Source organism: Streptomyces sp. NPDC002324, from assembly GCF_053593335.1.
The window spans coordinates 291297-311779 of the sequence record NZ_JBSFCF010000004.1 but is presented as its reverse complement, the minus strand read 5'-3'; the positions used below and the strand labels follow the sequence as shown (position 1 = coordinate 311779).

General features: G+C 69.1%; 30 protein-coding genes and 1 tRNA gene. 14 read left to right on the top strand and 17 right to left on the bottom strand.

What is annotated here, in order from left to right:
• The first annotated feature begins 71 nt into the window (after positions 1-71).
• Positions 72-2267: an FtsK/SpoIIIE domain-containing protein gene (locus ACWCRJ_RS09030; protein ID WP_450938641.1), complete on the top strand. Its 2196-nt coding sequence runs from the start codon at positions 72-74 to the stop codon at positions 2265-2267.
• Positions 2268-2397: 130 nt separating this feature from the next.
• Here ACWCRJ_RS09030 and ACWCRJ_RS09025 read toward each other — a convergent pair whose 3' ends face one another.
• A complete protein-coding gene (locus tag ACWCRJ_RS09025) occupies positions 2398-2838 on the bottom strand; it encodes an excalibur calcium-binding domain-containing protein (RefSeq protein ID WP_450938640.1) in 441 nt (146 codons plus the stop codon).
• A gap of 768 nt (positions 2839-3606) precedes the next feature.
• Here ACWCRJ_RS09025 and ACWCRJ_RS09020 point away from each other — a divergent pair.
• A complete protein-coding gene (locus ACWCRJ_RS09020; protein ID WP_450938639.1) occupies positions 3607-3831 on the top strand; it encodes a hypothetical protein in 225 nt (74 codons plus the stop codon).
• Complete coding sequence (locus ACWCRJ_RS09015) at positions 3828-4034, top strand: hypothetical protein (RefSeq protein ID WP_450938638.1); 207 nt, start codon at positions 3828-3830, stop codon at positions 4032-4034. The genes ACWCRJ_RS09020 and ACWCRJ_RS09015 overlap by 4 nt, the downstream gene beginning before the upstream one ends.
• Here the strand turns inward: ACWCRJ_RS09015 and ACWCRJ_RS09010 are convergent.
• A complete protein-coding gene (locus tag ACWCRJ_RS09010; protein WP_450938637.1) occupies positions 4006-4503 on the bottom strand; it encodes a hypothetical protein in 498 nt (165 codons plus the stop codon). The two genes, ACWCRJ_RS09015 and ACWCRJ_RS09010, sit on opposite strands and share 29 nt — an antisense overlap.
• Positions 4504-4734: 231 nt before the next feature.
• Here ACWCRJ_RS09010 and ACWCRJ_RS09005 point away from each other — a divergent pair, with 231 nt between their 5' ends.
• The 6 genes from ACWCRJ_RS09005 (at position 4735) to ACWCRJ_RS08980 (ending at position 7756) form a co-directional block, all read left to right on the top strand.
• Positions 4735-5475 carry a DUF6879 family protein gene (locus tag ACWCRJ_RS09005; protein ID WP_450938636.1) on the top strand — a complete coding sequence of 247 codons (741 nt, stop codon included), beginning with the start codon at positions 4735-4737 and terminating at the stop codon, positions 5473-5475.
• The gene (locus tag ACWCRJ_RS09000) at positions 5472-6320 is read left to right on the top strand and encodes a helix-turn-helix domain-containing protein (protein WP_450938635.1); all 849 of its coding nucleotides are present in this window, start codon (positions 5472-5474) and stop codon (positions 6318-6320) included. The genes ACWCRJ_RS09005 and ACWCRJ_RS09000 overlap by 4 nt, the downstream gene beginning before the upstream one ends.
• An 87-nt stretch (positions 6321-6407) precedes the next feature.
• Complete coding sequence (locus ACWCRJ_RS08995) at positions 6408-6872, top strand: hypothetical protein (RefSeq protein ID WP_450938634.1); 465 nt, start codon at positions 6408-6410, stop codon at positions 6870-6872.
• Entirely contained in the window at positions 6872-7072 is a 201-nt protein-coding gene (locus ACWCRJ_RS08990) for a hypothetical protein (RefSeq protein ID WP_450938633.1), read from the top strand. Before ACWCRJ_RS08995 ends, ACWCRJ_RS08990 begins: the two co-directional genes overlap by 1 nt.
• Entirely contained in the window at positions 7069-7296 is a 228-nt protein-coding gene (locus ACWCRJ_RS08985) for a hypothetical protein (protein WP_450938632.1), read from the top strand. Before ACWCRJ_RS08990 ends, ACWCRJ_RS08985 begins: the two co-directional genes overlap by 4 nt.
• A gap of 175 nt (positions 7297-7471) precedes the next feature.
• Positions 7472-7756 (top strand): hypothetical protein, encoded by a 285-nt coding sequence (locus tag ACWCRJ_RS08980; RefSeq protein ID WP_450938631.1) that lies wholly within the window; start codon positions 7472-7474, stop codon positions 7754-7756.
• A gap of 44 nt (positions 7757-7800) precedes the next feature.
• Here ACWCRJ_RS08980 and ACWCRJ_RS08975 read toward each other — a convergent pair whose 3' ends face one another.
• The 13 genes from ACWCRJ_RS08975 to ACWCRJ_RS08915 all read right to left on the bottom strand — a co-directional run bounded on the left by ACWCRJ_RS08975 (position 7801) and on the right by ACWCRJ_RS08915 (position 15368).
• The gene (locus ACWCRJ_RS08975; protein ID WP_450938630.1) at positions 7801-8463 is read right to left on the bottom strand and encodes a hypothetical protein; all 663 of its coding nucleotides are present in this window, start codon (positions 8461-8463) and stop codon (positions 7801-7803) included.
• A gap of 309 nt (positions 8464-8772) precedes the next feature.
• On the bottom strand, positions 8773-9294 hold the full coding sequence (locus ACWCRJ_RS08970; protein WP_450938629.1) for a hypothetical protein: 522 nt from the start codon (positions 9292-9294) through the stop codon (positions 8773-8775).
• A gap of 121 nt (positions 9295-9415) precedes the next feature.
• Positions 9416-9901, bottom strand: coding sequence for a hypothetical protein (locus ACWCRJ_RS08965; protein WP_450938628.1), 486 nt, complete (start codon positions 9899-9901; stop codon positions 9416-9418).
• A 68-nt stretch (positions 9902-9969) separates the two neighbouring features.
• Positions 9970-10230 (bottom strand): hypothetical protein, encoded by a 261-nt coding sequence (locus tag ACWCRJ_RS08960; protein WP_450938627.1) that lies wholly within the window; start codon positions 10228-10230, stop codon positions 9970-9972.
• 26 nt (positions 10231-10256) lie between these two features.
• The gene (locus ACWCRJ_RS08955; protein WP_450938626.1) at positions 10257-10736 is read right to left on the bottom strand and encodes a hypothetical protein; all 480 of its coding nucleotides are present in this window, start codon (positions 10734-10736) and stop codon (positions 10257-10259) included.
• Positions 10737-10777: 41 nt separating this feature from the next.
• Positions 10778-10975: a hypothetical protein gene (locus ACWCRJ_RS08950; protein WP_450938625.1), complete on the bottom strand. Its 198-nt coding sequence runs from the start codon at positions 10973-10975 to the stop codon at positions 10778-10780.
• Positions 10972-11280 (bottom strand): hypothetical protein, encoded by a 309-nt coding sequence (locus tag ACWCRJ_RS08945; RefSeq protein ID WP_450938624.1) that lies wholly within the window; start codon positions 11278-11280, stop codon positions 10972-10974. The genes ACWCRJ_RS08950 and ACWCRJ_RS08945 overlap by 4 nt, the downstream gene beginning before the upstream one ends.
• Positions 11277-11447, bottom strand: coding sequence for a hypothetical protein (locus ACWCRJ_RS08940; RefSeq protein WP_450938623.1), 171 nt, complete (start codon positions 11445-11447; stop codon positions 11277-11279). The genes ACWCRJ_RS08945 and ACWCRJ_RS08940 overlap by 4 nt, the downstream gene beginning before the upstream one ends.
• Positions 11444-11668 carry a hypothetical protein gene (locus ACWCRJ_RS08935; RefSeq protein ID WP_450938622.1) on the bottom strand — a complete coding sequence of 75 codons (225 nt, stop codon included), beginning with the start codon at positions 11666-11668 and terminating at the stop codon, positions 11444-11446. The genes ACWCRJ_RS08940 and ACWCRJ_RS08935 overlap by 4 nt, the downstream gene beginning before the upstream one ends.
• Positions 11665-12051 (bottom strand): helix-turn-helix domain-containing protein, encoded by a 387-nt coding sequence (locus ACWCRJ_RS08930; protein ID WP_450938621.1) that lies wholly within the window; start codon positions 12049-12051, stop codon positions 11665-11667. The genes ACWCRJ_RS08935 and ACWCRJ_RS08930 overlap by 4 nt, the downstream gene beginning before the upstream one ends.
• Before the next feature lie 154 nt (positions 12052-12205).
• Positions 12206-14557 (bottom strand): DUF3987 domain-containing protein, encoded by a 2352-nt coding sequence (locus tag ACWCRJ_RS08925; protein WP_450938620.1) that lies wholly within the window; start codon positions 14555-14557, stop codon positions 12206-12208.
• A 229-nt stretch (positions 14558-14786) separates the two neighbouring features.
• Entirely contained in the window at positions 14787-15002 is a 216-nt protein-coding gene (locus tag ACWCRJ_RS08920; RefSeq protein ID WP_450938619.1) for a hypothetical protein, read from the bottom strand.
• Between the two features lie 150 nt (positions 15003-15152).
• The gene (locus ACWCRJ_RS08915; protein ID WP_450938618.1) at positions 15153-15368 is read right to left on the bottom strand and encodes a helix-turn-helix transcriptional regulator; all 216 of its coding nucleotides are present in this window, start codon (positions 15366-15368) and stop codon (positions 15153-15155) included.
• A gap of 136 nt (positions 15369-15504) precedes the next feature.
• Between ACWCRJ_RS08915 and ACWCRJ_RS08910 the strand changes: the two genes are divergently transcribed.
• A complete protein-coding gene (locus ACWCRJ_RS08910; protein WP_450938617.1) occupies positions 15505-16128 on the top strand; it encodes a helix-turn-helix transcriptional regulator in 624 nt (207 codons plus the stop codon).
• Complete coding sequence (locus tag ACWCRJ_RS08905; RefSeq protein ID WP_450938616.1) at positions 16121-17479, top strand: tyrosine-type recombinase/integrase; 1359 nt, start codon at positions 16121-16123, stop codon at positions 17477-17479. The genes ACWCRJ_RS08910 and ACWCRJ_RS08905 overlap by 8 nt, the downstream gene beginning before the upstream one ends.
• A 19-nt stretch (positions 17480-17498) precedes the next feature.
• On the opposite strand, the gene ACWCRJ_RS08900 is transcribed toward ACWCRJ_RS08905, so the two are convergent.
• Positions 17499-17987, bottom strand: coding sequence for a YajQ family cyclic di-GMP-binding protein (locus tag ACWCRJ_RS08900; protein WP_318812825.1), 489 nt, complete (start codon positions 17985-17987; stop codon positions 17499-17501).
• A 166-nt stretch (positions 17988-18153) separates the two neighbouring features.
• Between ACWCRJ_RS08900 and ACWCRJ_RS08895 the strand changes: the two genes are divergently transcribed.
• Positions 18154-18235: transfer RNA gene (locus ACWCRJ_RS08895), tRNA-Tyr, on the top strand.
• Between the two features lie 102 nt (positions 18236-18337).
• Positions 18338-18544 carry a hypothetical protein gene (locus ACWCRJ_RS08890; protein WP_450938615.1) on the top strand — a complete coding sequence of 69 codons (207 nt, stop codon included), beginning with the start codon at positions 18338-18340 and terminating at the stop codon, positions 18542-18544.
• Positions 18545-18569: 25 nt separating this feature from the next.
• Here ACWCRJ_RS08890 and ACWCRJ_RS08885 read toward each other — a convergent pair whose 3' ends face one another.
• Positions 18570-19226: an SDR family oxidoreductase gene (locus ACWCRJ_RS08885; protein ID WP_450938614.1), complete on the bottom strand. Its 657-nt coding sequence runs from the start codon at positions 19224-19226 to the stop codon at positions 18570-18572.
• 120 nt (positions 19227-19346) lie between these two features.
• Here ACWCRJ_RS08885 and ACWCRJ_RS08880 point away from each other — a divergent pair, with 120 nt between their 5' ends.
• A complete protein-coding gene (locus ACWCRJ_RS08880; RefSeq protein WP_450938613.1) occupies positions 19347-20381 on the top strand; it encodes a hypothetical protein in 1035 nt (344 codons plus the stop codon).
• Positions 20382-20483 lie beyond the last annotated feature (102 nt).

Here is a 20483-nt window from a genome sequence, read left to right as displayed (position 1 = left end):
CGGCCCCAACTGTCCAGGCCACGGCCGTCCCCGGGCCTCCAGCCCCTCCGCAGAGAGACGGAACCGCCAGCATGACCGACACCATCAGGCGCATCAACGGGCACGCCGAACCGGCCGTGTCCCTCCTCAAGTTCGCCCCCGACCCGGAGCCCACCGACCCCGTAGAGACCGAGGTCGTCGAGGCCGTCGACCGCCCGGACAACCCGCTCGCCGACTGGCTCACCGTCCCCGACCAGCCGATCCTCCCCACCTGGGCCCGGTCCTGGAAGGCGATCACTGCCAACACCGCCGCCCTCGGCCGGCTCTGCGCCTGGCACTCCCGCTACCACCTGCTGCGCGTCCCCAAGTACACGTTCCGCATGACCTGGCTGGCCACCAAGGGCCTGTGGCGCGGCCTCAAGGGCTTGTGGCCCACCCTGTCCGCGCACGACCAGAGCGCCGCCGTGCGGGCCCTCAAGGCGCAGACGAAGGCCAGCCCCGAGGACGTCGACCTCGCAGTCCGCTACGCCCTCCTCCACCGCGAACGCACCCTCGCCCGACGCTGGAGGTGGGGCGCCGCCGCCACGGCCGTCGCCGCCACCGCCATCGGCTGGTACCTCGCGCCGCTCCCCGTCCAGGCCGGCATGCTCGCCGCCACCGCCATCCCCCTCGCCTACCTGGGCCGCGGCGAGGACGCGGTCCTCCTCGACAACCCGACCCCGCCCCTGCGCGTCGACATGAGCGCTCAGCAGCTCAACGACGCCCTCCGTGCCGTCGGCCTGCTCAAGACCGGCAAGGGCGACGACGAAGGCCCGCGCGTCACCTGCGTCATGGGGCCCGTGCGGGACGGGCGCGGCTGGGCCGTCGTGTTCGACCTCCCTCGCGGTGGCGGCAAGACGGCCGCCGACGTCCTCGCCAAACGCACCGCGATCGCGGCCGAGCTGGGGGTCGACGAGATCCAGGTCATCGCCGCCCGCGTCCGCGCCGCCGGTGGAGGACACGCCGGGCGGGTGTCGATGTGGGTCGCCGACGACGACCCGTACCTCGGTGACCCGAACCCGTCGCCGCTGGTCAAGGCCGAGACCTTCACGGTGTGGGAGCCGATCCCGTTCGGGCAGGACGCCCGCGGCAACCGCATCACCGTCCCGATCATGTGGCAGTCCCTGTTCTTCGGCGGGCTGCCCCGGCGGGGTAAGACGTTCACGCAGCGCCTCATGACCGCCGCCGGCCTCCTCGACGCCTACGTCCGGCACTACATCGCCGACGGCAAGGGCGGAGCCGACTGGATGCCGATGAAGGCGGTGGCGCACCGGCTGGTGATGGGCGCCGAGGACGACGCCGTCGAGGCGCTGAAGGCGATGCTGAAGGAACTGATCGCCGAGATGGAGCGCCGGTTCGTGCTGCTGCGCGGCCTGCCCGTCTCCGTCTGCCCGGAGGGCAAGCTCACCCCGGCCATCGTGGAGAAGTACAACCTCCCCGTCATCTTCGTCACCATCGACGAGCTGCAGGAGTACTTCACCGCGATGGAGCGCGACGACCGCGAGCAGGTCATCAACGACCTGTGCCGCATCGCCCGCCGCGGGCCGGCCGCCGGATTCGTCTCCAACTTCGCGAGCCAGCGGCCCGACGCCGACAGCGTGCCCACCAAGCTGCGGGAGATCATCACCCTGAGGTACTGCACCCAGGTCGTCGACCAGACGTCCTCTGACATGGTGCTCGGCAAGGGCAAGGCCGCCCAGGGCGCCGACGCCTCCGTCCTCTCGGAGGACCACAAGGGCACCGGCGTGCTGGTCACCGGTCCGGCCTCGTTCGTGACCGTGCGCGCCGACTTCCTCGACGGGCCCGCGTTCGCCGAACTCTGCCAGCGCGGCCGTGCCCTCCGTCAGAAGCACGGCCAGCTCACCGGCGACGCACTCGGGGACGTCACCGCCGCCGCAGACACCGCCGGGATCTCGATCGCGCCGGTGCTCTCCGACTGCCTCGACGTGATGCGGCACGCCGACCGCATGCACACCGTCGACCTCCTCGACCGGCTCGTGAACCTCGACGAGGACCGGTACGGCGACTTCGACGGCGAACGCCTGGCCGCCGAGCTGGAAAACGCCGGCGTCGACCGCACCACGAAGCAGGTGAAGGTGGGCGGGAAGAACCTCGCCGGGTGGAGGCGCTCCGATCTGGAGGCCGCCGTACCCGCCGAACTGCTGCTCGCCGCGCGCCGGGTAGACCCGGCCCTCTCTACGGACCCGTCTACGGACACGGCCGTCGAGGACACCGACGAGGGCGCCTGATGTAGAGGGGCCCCGCTACCCCGGTAGTGACCTTGGTAGAGGGCCCCCACCTGCGAAGTAATGCCCGTAGAGGGGTACAGGACGACCCCCGAGGAACCCATCCTCGGGGGCCTTTTCGTATGCCCGGACGCTACGACTCGCAGGCCACGCCGTCGCCGTCGCGGTCTAGGTGCCGCCCGTACCCCGGGTCCCCGGCATACACAGGCGCTGCCCCCGCAGCCCGCGCTGCGTCACAGTTCTCGTAGTACACGTCCGCAGGCGGCGCAGTCGTCGGCTCCGCAGGCTCCGGCTCGACTGCTTCCGGCTCCGCAGGCTCCTGGTCCTGGTCCACAGTCTCAGTGACCGTCTCCTCCGGGACGGGAACAGCCGTGGCCGTCACCGTGGCCGTCTCTGTCACAGCTGGCCTTGACGGCGGCACACCAGACGGGAAAGTCGTCGGCGACCCGCTCGACGGAGAGGGCGACCGGGGAGCCTCCTCCCCGACCCCACACGACGTGAGGACCGCTCCGAGGGCGAGGAAGAACACAAGAAGGCCGATGACCACACTGCCGATCCGGCCCGGCCACCCCATCGCGGCCCATCGTCGCCGAGCCCGCCATACAGGCCCCCGACCTCGCCGCCCGCCAGTGCCAGCCATAGCCACCACCACCGCCCGTGCCGAACTAACCGCTGGCCACCAGTGCAGCACGCACTCCCCCCGGCCGCACTCTGTGGCGCACGGACCCATGCCGTGCCATATGGGTGCCATCCCCCACACAAACCCGCAGGTCGCAGCCAACAGACCGCATCTCCTATGCGGTTTGGGGGGTACGGCCGCGACACCCACTTCGGCGGGTCGAGGACGGGGCGTGAGTGTCCGCCTGTCCGTCCTCGCCGACTCGTGCCAACATTCCGATCACTGCGCGGACGTCCATCTGCATCCAGTGGGAGGGGAAAGCCATGGCGAAAGACCGACCGTGGAACCGGGCGGAGTACACCGCACCGCCAGCGCCGGACGGGTTCAATGTCGGGGACGCCAGCGACGAGGAAGTGCGCGCCTACTGCCTCCAACGCTCCCGCGCGTTCCTGGCCAGGGCAGAGAGCACGGAGGCTGCGATAAGCAGCGACCGCCAACTAGAGATCGCCGCCCATTACGCGATGATCGCGCAAGCCTTCCGCCCAGGCCCACAGACTGAGTAACGCAGGGGTACACACCACGAGGCGCGCACCCTCAGCGCTGTCCTTGGCAATCAAGGCAGTGGCAGTCCATTCCCTCATACCGCTACCTGAGTGACAGGCCATCGACAAACCGCACGATCAGGCGGAGCGGCAGCCGCTACCTGAGGGCAGCCCTGACGGCATGAAGAAGATCCCCTGTGAAGACTGCCCAGCCGTGACCCCAGCAGAAAGACGCCGGGCGATTCTCGGCGACGACGTCATCGCATACATCCACGAACGCGTGGCCGAAGCACCGCCCCCTCCCCCGGAACTGGTTGACGCACTGCGCCGGATCTTCACCCAGCCGGGCGGCACCGCACCGAAGAAGCGGCGGGAGATCTGCTGCGACCCGCCGGACTCGGCATGAGCGAGCCGTTCTCCCTCGCTGCGGCGGAGGCCCGTTTCGGCCCCGAAGCCTGCGAACAGGTCGCACGGAACGTAGCCGCCGCTCCGAAGTTCTCGCCCGAGCAGGTCATGGCCTTGCGGGCGTTGTTCGCCGCCAGCCGTGTGGTGCGGCCCGCTGCTGGCGCCAATCAGGTTTTCACCAGCGACGGTCGCGAGACCACTTAACTGCTTCGGCCGAGAAATCCTGGAAGTGGCACCACGGCGCCCGGCCGTTCTCAGTGCGGTCCCTGACGAAAATGGCCGCGTTGCCATTGAGGTCTGCCAGCGCGTGGCCCCACTCGTCAAGGACAAGATCCTTTTCTACGAAGCCCCGCTCGACATACAGGCTCAGAATGTCGAGCATGGCCACAGCGCTAGCGGCCGCGTGGCCGTCTTCGCGATCCAACTGCCGGAGCCTCTCCGCGTCCTCCGGGGTGTTGATCTGCTCTCGAATGACACGTCGGCCCCATAGCTGCTCAGGGGCGGTCAGCTTCTCGTGGAGGGACAGAAACAGGTCGCGCTTGTTCAGGTTCTCTGCATCCTGCTCGCTTTGCCGCCGGACCGTCTTGCTGGACCGGTAGGCAATGACCGCCACAACCGCCGATACGAGGGCCGCAGCCGCAGAGATCAGAGCGATGAGAGCAGAACCAGTCATGTGGCTACGCCATCACGCGGCGATATCTGCGGCCACTCGTATTGCGGCACACGGGCTACCGCTCCCTCCTGGTACGGCACCCGCCACGACCGAGGACGGGGCCGTCGTCAGGCCCGCTTGCGCGCAATCCGCAGCCGTATCCCTCCACCGGCAATCCCCCGCAATCCCCGAGCGGCACCACGCACCCGCCCTCCATCCTGGACCTCCGACCACCCAGGACGCGGAGACGACATGACGCTCAGGTTCCTCGGCACCACCAGCGACGACGGCGACTGCCCCACCCTCTACGAGATCGACGGCACCGACGAGATCCTCGTCCAGGGCGACCGAGAGACCGACCCCGCCCACCTCGTACAGCTGCGCGACGTCAAGCCGTCCGAGACGTTCGTCCGCGTCCCCCGCGCCCTCCTCACCCGCTACGCACCCCGCACCGAGGCACCCGAACTCCAGCCGTTCTCCTCGATCGCCCACCTGTTCCGCGAGTTCCGGCACACCGCCTGGCGGCTGGAGACCCGCCGCGGCTACGCCTCCGACCGCAACAGCCTCAAGTGGCAGCGATGGCAGGACGGCGAAGACATCGCAGCCGAGCCGGCCAACACCTGGCGGGACAACGTCGCCGCGCAGACCGCGGCCGGGAAACGATTCGAGCGGGTCCGTCTCGTCGACGAGCCCGCGACCGAGGGGCAGCGGTTCCTCCTCGCCAGCGCCCCGTCCAACGTCGCCGCCGGGGAAGACATCCGCAACCTCACCCGCGCCCAGGCCGAACAGCTGCGCCTGCCCGACTACGACTTCTGGCTGTTCGACTCCAAGGTGGTCGCCCGGTTCGCGTTCGACGTCGAGGACAACACCCTCGGTGTGTACGTCACCGAGGACCCCGCCGAAGTCCTCGCCGCCTGCCAGGCCCGCGACGCCGCCTGGCATCACGCAGTGCCTACAACGGAGTTCGCCAGACGGGTAGCTTCCATCGTGTGACCACGGACTTCCAGACCGCCCGCGAGGCCCTCGGCGCGCGCCTGCGTGAACTCCGCGCCGAGGCCGGCCTGGAAGGCAAAGACCTCGCCGAGCGTCTGGGCTGGCAGCCCTCGAAGGTGTCCCGCCTGCAGAACGGGAAGCAGACCCCGACCCGCGAGGACCTCACCGGCTGGGCCCACGCCATCGACCGGGCGGACGCCGAGACCGAGCTGCACGGTCTGCTCGCCGGGCTGGACATGAAGCAGCGGCACCGGTCGTGGCGACGGCAGTTGGCCGGCGGGCACCGCGGCCGCCAGGAGATCGCCGTTCGGCAGACCGAGGCGACGACGATGCTCCGGGGCCTGGAGGTGTCGCGGATCCCCGGGCTGTTCCAGACACCGGAGTACGCGCGCGTCATCTTCGACAGCAACGCCGAGTTCCGGGGCATCACCCCGACGACCGAGGCCGCCGTCGAGGCACGCATGCGGCGCCAGGAGTCGCTGTACGACCCGGAGAAGACGTTCCGGTTCCTCGTGTGCGAGGCCGCGCTGTACCACCGGCCGTGCCCCGTGGAGGTGATGGCCGAGCAACTCGACCGGCTGTACAACCTCGTCGGCCAGCGCCGTATCGAGCTGGGCATCCTGCCGTTCGGGGCGCAGCTGCGGCGTACCGCCCCGCACGCGTTCTGGGTCTACGACCGCCGGTTGGTGATCGTCGAGACGATCAGCGAAGAACTGTGGCTCACTGGCGAGGACGACATCGCCCTGTACGAGCGGGCGTGGGACTGGCTGGCCGAGGCCGCCGAGTACGGGACACCGGCCCGCCGTCTGATCGGCCGTGCACGGGCCTCCCTGGACCTCACGTAAGCAAGCTGCAGCAACCGGGCCGCCGCCTCCCGCAATCCGCTGCAATCGGCGCACAGGCCCGCAACCGGCTTGCCTACCGTCCTGGCCATGACCCCCTCGCCAGGCATCGCGCAGCTCTACGAGGCCGGGGACGCGTGGCTCGCCGACTGCTCCGCGCACCCGGACCTCGTACGCCAGGCGTGGAATGTGGAAGCCCTCGCCCCTATCGGCACCGGCAAGCACTGGCTCGCCGTCGAGGCCCGGCTCCTCGACACGATGAACGCCGTCACCCGGATCGGTTCCGAGCGTCTCGGCCCCGTGCTGGCCGACCCTGGTGTTGAGCGGGCCTGGTGGCTGATCGCGCCGGACGCCGCCGAGGATCTCGCCGACGTACGGCAGGTACGCGTACGCCCCGAGGGCTGGCCGCTGCACTGCCCGCCCACGGGCTGGTATCAGTGCGGCCGTCTGTGGCTGCACCGCCCGGACGGTACCGGCCGGCTGAACGACCCCACGCTGATCGCTGCCGCTCTCGGCCCGGGTGGCGGCGCCCGACTCCCCGCGGAGGCCTGCTGATGAAGCCGCAGACGACTCAAGAGCTGCCGGTCATGCTGCCGGACCCGACGCGCCCACCGCGGCCCGTGCCCGGGTGTGACGTGTGTGCGGCTCTCGACCGGCAGCGCGCGGACGCCGAAGGGCGGGGCAACATCCGGCAGGCCACGACGTACGAGATGGAGATCCGTAGCCACCCCCACCCCAGGGCAGGAACGCAGTGAGCGGGGTGGGCTGGCAGTACCAGGACGCGGGCAGCGGCGGCCCTGGCCATCTCCAGGCTGTCGTGTCGGATGGCGCGTACGCCCGCTACCGGGCCTTCACCACGCACTTCTACGGCTGTGACGATTGCGAGTTCGGTGAGGTCCGCTGCCCGACGGCCCAGGAGTTGTGGGCGCGGTATGCGCGCGCCCTTCAGACGCCCGTCCGTCCCGCACCCCAGGCTTGAGGGGCGGACGGGTGCAGGCCACCGCTGGGGGACAAAGGGTGGGCACCAGTGCCCACCCCTGGCGGTGACCAGCGGGCGCATCACGCCAGAGGGTCACAGGACGGCCATACCGGCCCGTACGCTCCGCGTTGGCCTCATGATGCTCTCCACGCACACGCACGTCCTTGGGGGGACCATGCGCCACACCACCGCTCTGCTTACTGCCTCCGTCCTGCTGCTTGCCGGGGGCGCAGTCGGCTGCTCGAAGTCGTACGACGAGATCGGCGAGGACTGCGTTGCCGCGCTGAAGGACCGCGCGGACGGCGACAAGGAGAAGCCGGAAGCCTGCGAAGGGCTGAAGGAAGACGACTACCAGGCGCTGCTGATGTCGCAAACCATCGACGACCTCGGGTGGACGGACGACGAGGGCAACTTCGACAAGAACAAGATGCTGGAGGACACCCTCGATGACGAGCAGTAGGGCGCACACGAAGGGCCCCACCAACTGGCGGGGCCCCAGCAGGTTCAGGGACAGCTCTCCTCGAACTTGACTGCGGTCAGCTTCACCGGCTGCCCGTTCAGCGCCACGCCTGGCTTCGGAGTCTGGTTGCACACCTGCCAATTCGACTCGACGAACACGAACCGGTCATCGCCGGACGCGTCCTTGACGGTGATCGACGTGCTGGAGTCGAGCGCGGACCGGGCAGCCTTCACCGACTTCCCGGCAAAGTCCGGCATCGTCCCGCCCTCCGTCGTGGGCGCGGCCTGGTCCTTAGCGGGGCAGTCTTCTTCCAGCTTGACGGTGCCGAAGTCCAGCATCGTGTCCGTCTGCGCGCTGGTGCCGGCCTTCAGGTTCTGGGAGCAGACCTGCCAGTTCCGGTCGAAGGCTTGCAGCCGCCCCCGGCCGAGAGCGTCGTGCGAATTCAGGCTGTAGAAGCCGGCTTCCTGGGCGGTGTCTTGGGCGGATTGGAGGCCCATGCCGACGAAGTCGGGGACGGCGGCCTTCTCTGCGGCCTTCTTCTCGTCGGCGGTTGCGCTCTGTTTGCTGTCGGCGGTAGGCGTCTCAGGCTGGCTGCTCGCGGCTGTGCCAGTCGCGCTGGTCGTGTCGTTGCCGTCAACGGCGTTGCCGATGGCGCCGAGGACGAGGACGCCTCCGATGATGCCGCCGATGATTTTCCAGTTGGCCATGCTGTGCCCCCTGTTGTGCGGATTGCGGTGAGGGGGCAGCGTATGAGGGGTTACGGAGACGCGTGGGGCGTGTGGCGGTTCCGTGACCTGAACGCGTAGGAATGCGTGGTGGAGGCGGCTGTGGGTCCCTCGGCAGGGCGCGCTCCCTCATCGAGATGAAACCCTTCCATTCACCCACAGATAGCCTCTTCTGCCTTCGAATCAAAGGTTTGTGATCGATGGATGTCACCTACCTGCTGTCCGGGCGATCGGCGCGGGTGCATGCGGAACACTCAGGACTCACTCCTGGGAAACATAAAGAAGGAGCCGTCAGATGGTGATTCCGCCATCCGTCGTCACCAAGGTGAGCTGTCGAGCTTTCACCGCCGCCTGATCTGTGGGCGTCAGCGAAGCCCACCAGGCGCGAGCCCCGGCCAGCATGTCCATCGCGAAGATGTCCACCATGAGGTACAGCTTCCCGCCGACCTGATTCATGTGGTTCACGTTGCCGTCAGCGCCGGGGGTAGAGAACTGAAAGTAGTCGAGCACGTCACGCGCATGCTGCCCGGACGTGTCCGAACCTCCCTCGTGCAGGAGTGCGCACCGCAGTGCGTAGCAGTCATTCCCAGACAGGAAGTTGGTTTCCTGTCGATACTCCTGCGCCCCGACGGTGAGCGTATACGAGGGACCGACGTGTGCGTCGAACCAAGCTGCGTACCTCTTGGCATTTGTCTTCTTTGACGGGTCGCTGGCCTTCACGCAGATGTCCGGCAGAGTGAGCGCCATCACGAGAGTCGCGTGCCAGTTGCGGCTCTCAACCGACCGCTCCAGCCCCTCGAAGAATCCGTCCATGCGGGCCTCCCTTCAGTAGGCAGGGGAAACGTACCGCTTGCCGAGGTCATCGGCTCTGCAAGCAACACGACTGCGCCCGGCCGCCGCGGAGGTGACCGGGCGCTATTCAGCGTGCGGTGAATTACTGCTTCGGCTGTACGCAGAGGTGGGCGAACCGGTGAGGCTGCGCGGCCATCGCCGGGTACTGAGGCGGCAACGGCTGCGCCATCGCGCGGACCGCCCCCTCGTGAGCCCGACGGTTCGCCTCACGCTCAGACTGCTGCCGCTGCCGCTCCCGACGGGCGTAACGCTCGGCCGTCGACACCGGCTTGTCGTTCTCCTCGACGTCGTCCTCGTCCTCGTCGACGGGAACCTCCTCCTCGGCGTCCTCCGGCTCCGCGCCGTCACTGATCACCCCGCGCGCCCGCAGCTCGCTCAGCCGCGCCTGCTCGCGCAGAGCCGCATCCGCCCGGTACCCAGGCAAGACCTGCGCCGCGATCCGCTCGGCGGTCGACTGCCCGGCCGTGGTCTCGGTCTGCTCGGCGGCCCGCTCTTCCGTACGGGCGCGGATCCGCTCGGCGTGCGCGGCCGCGCTCGGTGTGACGGGCGGCCCCATTCGACTGGTCATGGTCGTCTCCTCCATGTGCTGCTGTTCTGCGGGGAGGGGGTACGGACTGGCCCGTACCCCCGGTGGGTTCATGCGGCGTCGGGGCCGTCGTCCTCGGTGTCGTGGCCGAGGCGCCGCAGGAGTTCGCTCTCCCACGGCTTCCGCGGCTGCCTGCTGCCCTCGTGCGCTTCTCGTACGGTCGCCGCGTCGGGCGTACGACCTTGGGCCCGGTGGACGGCCGCACGCGCCCACGCGGGCCGCTCAGGCACCGCGGGCGGCTCCTCGACGGGCGCGGGTCGACCTGCCGCGCGGGCCGCCACCCGCTCCGCCCAATCCCTCTGTCCAGCCATGAGGCTGCTCCCTTCCCTTCCGGTGGTCACTCGACGTCCTCCGGCAGCATCGACACGACGTCCCGGATCTCGGAGACGACGAGCATCGCCCTCTGCCGGCCCTTGGAACGCCCGGCGGACTCCGACTCGATGTTCATGACCCGACGCCCGGCGCGACCCTGAGCAGTGGCGTACAGGGCAGCTGCGGCGGCGGCGTTCCGCATCTCCGTCTCGGCGGTGGCGAGAGCCGTACGGGCCGCCTCGACGTGGGCGAAGAACGCGCCAGCGGCGGAGTCGAGGATCTGCTGGTTGCTGCGCGCGGTGGCAGCCTCCAGCGCGCCCAGGGATTCAGCCGCGGCCGTCTTGGCCTGGTCGAGGTGCTCCTTCGGCTCGCCGCGCAGCTGGATGGGTGTGCGGTCGAAAGTCTGCTGCGCCTCGACGGCGGCCCGCTGCGCGGTGAGGAAGCCGGTGAGCAGGGTCGCGATGTCGCCGGGCAGGTGCTCGGGCTTCAGGTTGATGGTCGTCATGGGGTCGGTCCCTTCAGGTTGTCGGGTACGGGTGTGCGGGGTCATGCGCCGGATGCGGCGAACGAGGTGTTGTCGGCGGCCTGGGCGAGGTTGAACAACTTCCGCGCGTGCCGGGCAGCCAGACCTCGACGGCGGGCTTCGGCCAGTTCGGCACGGCGCTGCTTCTCCGCTTCGGCACGGCGGCGGACCGCCGCGATCCGGGCGGCTATGGCCTGCTCGACGGCGGATGACTCGGTCATGACCCCTCCGCCCGAAGCTGCGCCTCTATGGCGGCGTTGCGTGCCTTGAGGTCGGCGAGCAGGACGGCGTACTCCGCAGCGTCCTGGGCCCGCTCCGCCGGAGTCATCGCACGGTGTTCGTCCAGCGGCGGCACCGTCATTCCCTGCCGCTCCTTCGACTCGACGACGAGCCGGTACAGCTCGGGCAGCTCCTTCGTGCCGAGGCCGCACGCGCTGCCGTGATGAACGCACATCGGGCCGTCACCCGACCCCGGGAGGAACGCCTCCTCCAGGCGCATGAGTCGGGTCGTCAGCCGCCGGTTCATTTCTGGTCCCCGCCATCGTCGAGGCCGAACAGCGGCAGCAGCTCGGCCACGTCGCCGCCGTCGGCAAGGAACTGGTCGATCAGGGCGTTGACTTCACGACCCAGTTCTTGGGCCTGCGGGGTGCCCCTCTCCAGGCGGGTCAGCCGGGCATGGAGGCGGCGGCTCACGACAGGTCCGCCAGGGTCACGCCGGCGACCTCGTACACGACGGTGGTCCCGGCCGGGCCGACGAACGCCAGACGAGCACCAGCCGGGGTGTCCTGGCCGTACGCGCGGCTGCCGGCCACCGACCAGATGAGCCCGCCGTGTTCGACGCGCTCCCGCGCCAGGTCCGGGGCGGTCCCGATGCACTCTTCGAGGCGCTCCAGACGAGCGCTGATCTTCCTCATGCTGCTGTCCTCTCGGGGTCGATGGCGGCCTCCAAGGCCGCGATGCGCTCTTCCAGGGCGACGTGCTCACTAATGGACGGGAGGGCGCCGAGCAGGGCTACGGCGGCGCGCAGGCGGATGCTGGCGTTGTCGTCGGTGAGGCTCGCGTGGAGCACGTCCACGGCATCCCGCGCGGCGCTGGACAGTGCCCGGACGGCTTCGTCGAGGAGTGCCCGTCGGGCCGTTTCGACGTCGGTCTTGAAGTCGGACTGCTCGGCCCACCGGCGGACGGTGCGCCCCGACACCCCGACGGTTTCGCCGACCTTGTCGCTGTTCATGCCGCGCGCGAGCAGGATGACGGCCTGGGCTTTGGCGTCGAGTTCCGTCAGGTCATTTCTGGTCACTCGCGGACTCCTCCAATGCGGTCAGATCTTTCACCGGGTGAGGGTCGGCCGCGGGTTGCGGCCAGACGACGTGGGCAATAGGTGGGATTGCTGGAATCGGAATGGGTGGGGGCGGTCCGTGTCCCTGGCCGCGGCAAAGGCCAGGGACGGGTGTCTAGGCCTCGGTGGGCGGGTCGTAAATCCAGGGGTGGACGTCGTATTTGGGTGAGGGCCTCTGCCCTCGCTGACCGGGCTTCCTCGGCGGTGCGGGGATCTCGGCGACCCAGCCGAGTTCCTCCAACTCGTCCATGGCCTCCTTGATGGCTTCGGCGTCGACCGCGCCGGCCGAACCGGTGGCGCGGCGGCCCTTGAAGGACTCGCGGATCTTCCGCAGCGTCACCGTCTGCTCGGTGTCGAGGAGTTGCGGCAGGCGGTCGAGGACGTCCCGCAGGAGCTTGCGGCCACCGTCACCGTCACGGGACATGAGGGCGAACGCTGACCGGGCGTGTGCGACGAGGTAGGGAGCGAGGGCGACGCTGCGGGTCATGGCGTGCTCGCCGATCTCGGCGGCGGCCGGGTTGTCGTAGAGGGTCAGGCAGGCGGCCACGCGGATGATTTGGCCGCACATCTTGCCCGCCCACTCCGCGACGTCGTTCAGGGCGCCATCGTCGACCTTGTCCCGCTCGGTCTGGTTGTAGAACTCGGCGAACACCTTGCGGGCCTGCGTGGTGAGTGTGAGCGTGCGGACGTTCTCGGACGTCCAGATGTCGTCGACCAGACGTGCGATGCGCTGGTTGTAGTCGGTGGCGATGCCGGTGGGGACTGCGGGGGTGTCGAACGAGCCGGGCGGCATGGGCTGGGGCAGCGCGTACAGGAACCGGTTCAGGAACCCGGACGACTTGAACTCCGGGTTGTCCTTCTCCATCTGCTCGACCACGCCGGGCTGGATGATCAGGGTGATGGTCAGCGCGGTTCGCGGCATCCAAGAGTTGCCGCGCCCCACACGGTCGATCTCGTGCGCGGTGCCGCTGTACGCCTTCAGTACGAGGGTGATGTCCGCGCGGCCGTTGCCGTACAGGCCGGCGCAGGCCTTGAAGAATCCGGCCTCTGACTCGTGCAGGGCCATGCGTCCGCTGTTTTCTCCCATGACCTTGCCGAGTGCTTCGAGGGTGACGTCGCCGACGAATGCCTTGGGCAGGCCGGGCTTCTGTCGTAGGTCGCGCAGGGACTCCAGGACGGCGCGTGCGTCTTCCTTGGCCGCCTTGCCGCGAGAGACGTCGTTCTCGACAGCGGCGAGTTCCTTCTCCGTGATGCGGATCTCCTGCTCGATCTCGTCGACCTCGGCCCGCAGCGTTTCCCGTAGTTCGCCGATGCGACCTCGCATGGGGGCCGAGGCCGCATCGAGAGCGGGGGTCTTACGGGCCGAGGAGTCGGCGAGGCCGAGAAGGTACAGGCAGACGTTCTCGGCGTCCCATCCGTCCTTGACGTTCACCTGTACGCGACCCCCGAGGGCGGCGGAGACCGTACCGAGGGCGGACAGGCCGAGGAGATCGTCCGAGACGTTCAGGGAAGCGCCCTGGGCGCGGACCCAGCGGGCCAGGGAGTCGCCGAGGAGATCGGTGGGGAACGGCGGCAGCGTGGTCCTGGGGACGGAGAGGGGAGGGTCCCAACACGGACCGCCCCCTTCATTTTCCGTTCCACTTATTCCAGCGGAGGCGTCTTCCGGCCCCCAGAGGGCTTCGCTGGAATTACTGGAATCGTTCTGGGCGTGGGCGGTCCGTGTTGCGGGCACCAGATCGTCGAACGCGAGACCCGCCGCCAAGTGGTCGGACACGTCCTTGCCGCGGGCTGGCTCCAGGACGCGCACGGGGATCCCAGCACGCTGTACGGAGTCGGCCACGGCGGCGGCATGCTTGCGGCCTGGCTCGTCCCGGTCGGCGATGACGACGACCTCGGACGCCCCGCGCAGGGCCGCCGTGTAGTCCTCACTCCACTTGCCCGCGCCGCCCACGTTGCAGGTGGCGACGACATCCAAGGCCGCGAGGTTCTCGGCGTCCTTCTCGCCCTCACAGACGATGACGACTCCACCGGCCTCCGCCTGCCGGATGACGTCGGGCAGGCGGAACAGGACGCGGCGGATACCGGAGACTCCGGGGCGGCCGTCGGGCCGGAACTGGCGGAAGGTCTTGCGCTCACCGTCGTAGCCGGGCTCCAGCCGGCGGACGACGTAGAGCACCTCGCCGTGCTCGTCGACGTAGGGGTACTCGGCGACGACTTGGGGACGCACGCGCTGCTCCAGGGGCTCATCAAAGAGGTCGGCCATGGTGAGTTCCAGGGCGGCGACGACGTCCTCGGTGGCGCATCCGGCGTGGCACTTGAGGATCACGCCGCTGTTGCCTTTCCGCACGGACAGGGAAGGCGCCCGGTCTTCGTGGGCGGGGCACTGCCACGCCGAGCCTCGTCCCCTGCTGCCCTGCTGTTCCAGGGCCAGAGTGACGCGGACCCAGGCGGCGCTGAAGTTGCTCATACCGCCTTCCGCATCCGCTCGCGGCGAGGCTGGAGCTGGTATCTGGCACCGCAAGGTGCAGTGGTTTTGCCGAGGTGCACGTGCCGATGCATCTGGCCACACTTCGGGCAGCGTCCCGCGAACTCGACCCGCCCTCGCGTGGTGAGCACGATGGGGTGCACGATCGGCAGGCGGTCGCTGTTGGAGCCGGCGGGGAAGAGTGCCGTCTGATTGGCGGTAGTACGGGCGCTCACGCAGGCCTCGCCATGACTCGGACGGCACGCAGTTCGGCGCGGGCCTGGAGGCGGTCCGGAACGTGCGGGTCGTACAGCGGCGGCTTCGCCGGCGCCCGCCGGTCACCCGCACGGTTCGGCCGGAACCCGTGACGCTTACGGCCGCCGCGGTCCTTTGGAACGCCCGCGCGCTGCCTGATGTCGGCGTGGGCCTGCTGGCCTACGATGGTCATAGCGTCTTCTCCAGTCGATGTGGTGACGCAAGCCCCGGATCTGCTTGGCGGTGGATCGCCGGGGCTTCGTCGATTTCGGATGGGTGGGCGTTGGGCCCCTCGCGGTTCTCGTCGGTGCGGCTAACACCGGCGCACACGCGAGGGGCCGTCCTAAGCGCTGATCGTCTGAGCGTCGAGGTAGGCCTCGATGTCAGACCAGCGGGCACGTAGGTGTCGGCCAACCTTGATGAGCCGTGGACCGCCGCCCCTCGAACTCCACTGGTAGACGGTGCCGAGCGGCACGCCCAGGTACTTGGCGATCTCCTCGGCGGTGGCGAGCTTGCGCCTCTGCTGGTCGGTGACCTGAGGCAAGGCAACACGGGGCACCGTAGCCCTCCATGTAGCTGTGTGGAATGACTGACATTCCAGAGAATGACAGTCGCTCGCGCTGCCTGTCAACGCTTGCCTTACCTCGACGCCTTGTGTCATCGTCAGGAATGACAGAAGGGTGATGGTTGTGAGGTTGGAAGAGGTCATCGGCGAGCGAATCGCCGGTATCCGTGCGGACCGGCAGATGTCTCAGGCCGAGCTTGGCGAGGCCCTGGCGACGTACCTCGAAAAGCCCTGGAGTCGGCAAGCCGTCTATACAGCGGAGAAGGGCAAGCGCGCGTTCACGGCCGCCGAATTGGTGGCGCTTGCTCTAGTCCTTGAGGTGGAGGTTCCTGACCTCATGGCGCCAGGTATCCAGCAGAAGCACGAGAGCGTCGAGCTTCCCGGCGGTGCCATCACTGCCAAGCAGCTCGCGGGCATCGTCGCCCCGGAACCGCCAGGAGTGTGGGAGCGCAGGGCGAACATGAGGATGGTCGCCGACATCACGCCGATGCTCGGAGGCGCGATTCAGACCCTTCAGATCCTGCAGGCGAGCTTGCAGGGCATCTTGGCGGACGAGGAAGAGCGGGCCGCTGTTGAGAACCCGGAATCGCTTACGGGAGCAGCGAAGAAGCATGTCGAGCTCCGGACGCAACTCACAACCGCGCTGGCGGACCTGATCGGGCGCACCCGGAGCGACGAGGAGCGCTATGCCGCCATGGAACGTCTGAAGGTCGCACTCAAGGTTGCTTCCGGAGAGGTTGAGGTGGATGGCTAGCGTCTACGACCGGTGGCATTTGAGCCGTCCGAAGAAGGGCGCAGAGCCGTGCGCCGAGCACTCCAGTCGAACTCGCACCCTCGTACCGTCCGCCGACCACGGCAAGGGGAAGCGCTGGCAGGTCCGTTGGCGTGACGCTGCGGGCGAGCAGCAGAAGGAGAACTTCGCCAAGCGCAGCCAGGCAGACACCCGCGCCGACACCATCGGGGCCGACCTCGCCCGCGGCCTCTACGTCGACCCGGCGGCCGGCAAGGAGAGCTTCCGCGCGGTCGCCGAGCGCTACCGCACCTCCGCCGTACACCGCGACGGCACCGCCTCGCGCGTCGAGCGGGCCCTACGGCTGCACCTCTACCCGACGTTCGCCGACCGGCCCATCGTCACCATTCGCCCGTCGGAGGTACAGGCCTGGGTCAAGGACCGGTCGCAGGTCCTCGCGCCGACCACGCTGCGGGTGACGTTCGCCTACATGGTCACGATCATGCACACCGCCGTACGGGACCGGACGATCGCCCTGAACCCGTGCGCCGGCATCAAGCTGCCCGAGGCGCGCCGCCCGGAGATCGTGCCCCTGCACAGGCACGCCGTCCACGCCCTGATCGAGGCAGCCCCGTCCCGGTACCGCGCCATGATCCTCTTCGCCGTGGCGTCGGGGCTCCGGCAGGGCGAGGTATTCGGCCTGGAAGTCGACTGCATCGACTTCCTTCGCCGGGAGGTGACCGTTCGGCAGCAGCTCGTCACCCCGGACAAGGACACCGAGGCGGAGGAGGGCGAGACGCCCGAGAGCTACCTCGGCGAGCCGAAGACGCACGAGAGCTACCGCACGGTGCCCCTGGCGACGCAGGCGGTCAACGCCCTCGCGGCGCACCTTCAGCTGCACCCGGCCGCGACGGTGGAGATCGAGGACCGGACGGACCCGCGCAAGCCGAAGCGGCGCAAGGCACAGATGTTGTTCTCCACCGAGCGCAAGGACGTACTGAAGCGCTCCGGCTGGTCGCGCACGTGGGCGCGGATGGAGACGAAGGCGAACGAAGCGCTCGCCAAGGCGTACGCCGAGTCGTACGCGGCGTGGGTGCAGCGCGGTCGGCCGGAGGGCGCCGAGCCCGCACTCGTCCAGGTGCCGGGGGAGGCGAGCATGCACGACCTGCGGCACTTCTACGCCTCGGCGCTGATCAAGAACCGGGAGAGCGTGAAGACGGTTCAGCGGCGGCTCGGCCACTCGAAGCCGTCGATCACGCTCGACACCTACACCCACCTTTGGCCGGACGACGAGGACACAACGCGGGCTGCGATCGAGGCGGTCCTCGGTGATGTGCCCGCGTTGTGCCCTCCGGCTGCAACGATTTCTCGCTAGTGCAGGTCAGAGGCTCCGATCACCGGTAGTTGACGAACTGCACCGCGAAGTCGAAGTCCTGGCCCTTGAGGAGGCTGATCACGGCCTGCAGGTCGTCCCGGCTCTTGGAGCTGACGCGCAGCTCGTCGCCCTGGACCTGGGCCTTGACGCCCTTGGGGCCCTCATCGCGAATGATCTTCGCCACCTTCTTGGCGTTCTCCTGGGAGATGCCTTCCTCGATCGACGCGAAGAGCTTGTACTCCTTGCCGGACAGCTGGGGCTCGCCCGCGTCCAGCGACTTCAGGGAGATCCCGCGCTTGATCAGCTTGGACTGGAAGACGTCGAGGATGGCCTTGACCCGGTCCTCGGAGTTCGCCTCCATCAGGATCTTCTCGCCGGACCACGAGATCGAGGCGCCGACGCCCTTGAAGTCGTAGCGCTGCGAGATCTCCTTGGCGGCCTGGTTGAGGGCGTTGTCGACCTCCTGCCGCTCGACCTTCGAGACGATGTCGAAACTGGAGTCGGCCATGTCCTGTGGCTCCTTGAAATCGGGGTATCGGGGGGCGACAAGCCTAGCCACCCCGGCCACCGCGAGTACTGATCAATCAGGTGGCGGAGCACCCCTGGGCATCAGGTATCGTTTACGTCGTTGCCACAGAGCACCGCCGAAAAGCGGTTCGAAGGGCAGCATCCCAGGCGGTGTGCCCGAGTGGCCAATGGGAACGGACTGTAAATCCGTCGGCTTAGCCTACCCAGGTTCGAATCCTGGCGCCGCCACGTGGAGGGAAGCCCCTCCGGACTGTGAGAGCAGTTCGGAGGGGCTTCTTCGTGTGCCGGAGGGCTTCTTCGGGTGTCAGTGCGGCGAGGCACACTGACCGCATGTCATCGCGTCGCAGGAACTGCCCCGAGTGCCGTCGTGAGATCGCCGTCGTGGCGGGGCGGTTCGCGCGGCACGATCCGCCCGGAGCGAGCGGGGACCTGGTGTCGTGCCCCGGGTCGCGCAGGCCGGCCTGGATCGGGGCGGCCCAGCCCGCGCTCGACGGCTTCGTCGTACCCGAATTCCCCGGTCAGCTACCGCTGTTCTGACCTCCGGCACGTCCCTGTCGGTGCCTCAGTTGCCCGCCACCGACTTCACGGCCACGGAGACGGGCGCCGAGCCGCTGACGAGTTCCAGGGTCAGACCGGCGGTCGCGGGGGTTTCCAGGAGTTCGGCGAGAGTGGCGGCCACGTCGTCACGGGGGATCGGGCCGCGGCCGGTGGACGCCTCCAGACGGACGAGGCCGGTGCCGGCGTCGTCGGTCAGCATGCCGGGGCGCAGGATCGTCCAGTCCAGCGCCTCCAGCCCGCGGACGTACGCGTCGGCCTCGCCCTTGGCCCGCTGGTAGACGTCGAAGATCTCGTCGCCCTCGTGCGCCGGGTCCGCGCCCATGGACGAGACGACGAGGTGGCGGCGCACGCCCGCGCGCACCGAGGCATCGGCGAACAGGACCGCGGCCGCGCGGTCGACCGTGTCCTTGCGGCCCGCCCCGCTGCCCGGCCCGGCGCCCGCCGCGAACACGGCGGCGTCCGCGCCCCGCAGATGGGCGGCGACCTCCTCGACCGACGCCGACTCCAGATCGCACAGCACGGGTTCGGCACCGGCCGCGCGCAGATCGTCCTCCTGCTCGGCGCGGCGGATGATCCCCGCGACCTCGTGACCGCGCGCGGCGAGCAGTCGCTCCAGCCGCAGCGCGATCTGACCATGACCTCCGGCGATGACAATGCGCATGACTTCGACCGTACGCCCGAACGGACGCGTTTGCCGCGCAACCATCCCGCCGTCCCAGGTGTCTCACCCATGTTCGCCGTGTCGGCGGACGCCGGAACCACGGGGGGAAACATCACCGCCATGCGTATCGCCACACGCAACAAGAACGTCGTACGCCGCGCCTGCACCGGTGTCGGCTGCGCCGCGGCCGTGCTCGTCACGGTGGCCGCGTGCGGAACCGTCGAGAACCTCACCGCGGGCCAGAAGGTCGACGGTGCCGTCGAGCGGCTGGGCGAGCAGAAGTCGCTGGCCTTCGGGATGCGGCTCGACGCCGACCCGGACGACCTCACCGCGCTGATGGGCGAGGACAGCGAGGAAGTGCCGCCGGAGATGGCGGAGTTCTTCACCGGGCTGCGCGTCGACGTGTCGGTCAAGTCGAAGAAGGCGCTGGCCGAGTCCGGTGAGAAGGACATCGCCGGAGTCGGCATGAAGATCTCCGGTGACGACGGTGTGCTCGTCGAGTACCGGGTCGTCGGCGACTACACGTACTACCGCGCCGACATGAAGGCCATGGGCGACGCGATGGGCATCCCGTTCCCGACGGCCGACGAACTCCCCGAGAGCGAGAAGCACTTGCGGCCCGCCCTGGAGGGCGACTGGGTGAAGGTGAACACCGCCGAGCTGCAGGACGCCGCCGGGGAGGAGGGAGCCGGTGGCTCGAAGGGCTCCGACGAGATCGACGCCAGGACCCAGAAGAAGATCCTCGACGCCGTCCGCGGTGTCGTCGCCCGCGAGGTCGGTTTCAAGACCAAGGACGGCAAGGACGGCACCGAGGTCGTCACCGCCAAGGCCAACTTCCGCGACCTGCTCACCGGCATCGTCGACAAGCTCCAGCCGCTGGAGGGCGAGTTGCCGCCGGGAGCCGAACTCCCCACGGCCAAGGACATGAAGGACGCCCCGGACAAGAACGTCGCGGTCGACTTCACCCTCAAGAACGGTGACCTGACCCGGATCGAGACCGACCTCGCCGCCCTCGCCGACGATCCCAAGGGCGCCAAGGCCTCCCTGGTCCTCACCTTCGGCAAGGCCGGTGACGTCAGCGCTCCCAAGGGTGCCGCCGAGATCCCGTCCGGCGAGTTCAGCGACCCGATCGGCGGCGGTCTGTTCGGCGTCTGATCACACCGGCGGCGGGTCGGGCGTCCGCCCGGTCGGGCACCGCCCCGCCGCCCACCCGCCCCGCCGCCCACCCGCCCCGCCGCCCACCCGCCCCGCCGCCCA

Excerpts from the sequence above, each read along its gene's own strand:
- ACWCRJ_RS08920 (WP_450938619.1), bottom strand. The coding sequence starts at position 15,002 with ATGACCATCGTAGGCCAGCAGGCCCACGCCGACATCAGGCAGCGCGCG.
- ACWCRJ_RS08990 (WP_450938633.1), top strand. The coding sequence starts at position 6,872 with ATGAAGCCGCAGACGACTCAAGAGCTGCCGGTCATGCTGCCGGACCCG.
- ACWCRJ_RS08945 (WP_450938624.1), bottom strand. The coding sequence starts at position 11,280 with ATGAACCGGCGGCTGACGACCCGACTCATGCGCCTGGAGGAGGCGTTC.
- ACWCRJ_RS08900 (WP_318812825.1), bottom strand. The coding sequence starts at position 17,987 with ATGGCCGACTCCAGTTTCGACATCGTCTCGAAGGTCGAGCGGCAGGAG.
- ACWCRJ_RS08970 (WP_450938629.1), bottom strand. The coding sequence starts at position 9,294 with ATGGACGGATTCTTCGAGGGGCTGGAGCGGTCGGTTGAGAGCCGCAAC.
- ACWCRJ_RS08955 (WP_450938626.1), bottom strand. The coding sequence starts at position 10,736 with ATGACGACCATCAACCTGAAGCCCGAGCACCTGCCCGGCGACATCGCG.
- ACWCRJ_RS08885 (WP_450938614.1), bottom strand. The coding sequence starts at position 19,226 with ATGCGCATTGTCATCGCCGGAGGTCATGGTCAGATCGCGCTGCGGCTG.
- ACWCRJ_RS08925 (WP_450938620.1), bottom strand. The coding sequence starts at position 14,557 with ATGAGCAACTTCAGCGCCGCCTGGGTCCGCGTCACTCTGGCCCTGGAA.
- ACWCRJ_RS08965 (WP_450938628.1), bottom strand. The coding sequence starts at position 9,901 with ATGACCAGTCGAATGGGGCCGCCCGTCACACCGAGCGCGGCCGCGCAC.
- ACWCRJ_RS09010 (WP_450938637.1), bottom strand. The coding sequence starts at position 4,503 with ATGACTGGTTCTGCTCTCATCGCTCTGATCTCTGCGGCTGCGGCCCTC.
- ACWCRJ_RS08995 (WP_450938634.1), top strand. The coding sequence starts at position 6,408 with ATGACCCCCTCGCCAGGCATCGCGCAGCTCTACGAGGCCGGGGACGCG.
- ACWCRJ_RS09020 (WP_450938639.1), top strand. The coding sequence starts at position 3,607 with ATGAAGAAGATCCCCTGTGAAGACTGCCCAGCCGTGACCCCAGCAGAA.
- ACWCRJ_RS09005 (WP_450938636.1), top strand. The coding sequence starts at position 4,735 with ATGACGCTCAGGTTCCTCGGCACCACCAGCGACGACGGCGACTGCCCC.
- ACWCRJ_RS08890 (WP_450938615.1), top strand. The coding sequence starts at position 18,338 with ATGTCATCGCGTCGCAGGAACTGCCCCGAGTGCCGTCGTGAGATCGCC.
- ACWCRJ_RS08880 (WP_450938613.1), top strand. The coding sequence starts at position 19,347 with ATGCGTATCGCCACACGCAACAAGAACGTCGTACGCCGCGCCTGCACC.
- ACWCRJ_RS09030 (WP_450938641.1), top strand. The coding sequence starts at position 72 with ATGACCGACACCATCAGGCGCATCAACGGGCACGCCGAACCGGCCGTG.
- ACWCRJ_RS08935 (WP_450938622.1), bottom strand. The coding sequence starts at position 11,668 with ATGAGGAAGATCAGCGCTCGTCTGGAGCGCCTCGAAGAGTGCATCGGG.
- ACWCRJ_RS09025 (WP_450938640.1), bottom strand. The coding sequence starts at position 2,838 with ATGGGGTGGCCGGGCCGGATCGGCAGTGTGGTCATCGGCCTTCTTGTG.
- ACWCRJ_RS08980 (WP_450938631.1), top strand. The coding sequence starts at position 7,472 with ATGCGCCACACCACCGCTCTGCTTACTGCCTCCGTCCTGCTGCTTGCC.
- ACWCRJ_RS08960 (WP_450938627.1), bottom strand. The coding sequence starts at position 10,230 with ATGGCTGGACAGAGGGATTGGGCGGAGCGGGTGGCGGCCCGCGCGGCA.
- ACWCRJ_RS09015 (WP_450938638.1), top strand. The coding sequence starts at position 3,828 with ATGAGCGAGCCGTTCTCCCTCGCTGCGGCGGAGGCCCGTTTCGGCCCC.
- ACWCRJ_RS08950 (WP_450938625.1), bottom strand. The coding sequence starts at position 10,975 with ATGACCGAGTCATCCGCCGTCGAGCAGGCCATAGCCGCCCGGATCGCG.
- ACWCRJ_RS08905 (WP_450938616.1), top strand. The coding sequence starts at position 16,121 with ATGGCTAGCGTCTACGACCGGTGGCATTTGAGCCGTCCGAAGAAGGGC.
- ACWCRJ_RS08975 (WP_450938630.1), bottom strand. The coding sequence starts at position 8,463 with ATGGCCAACTGGAAAATCATCGGCGGCATCATCGGAGGCGTCCTCGTC.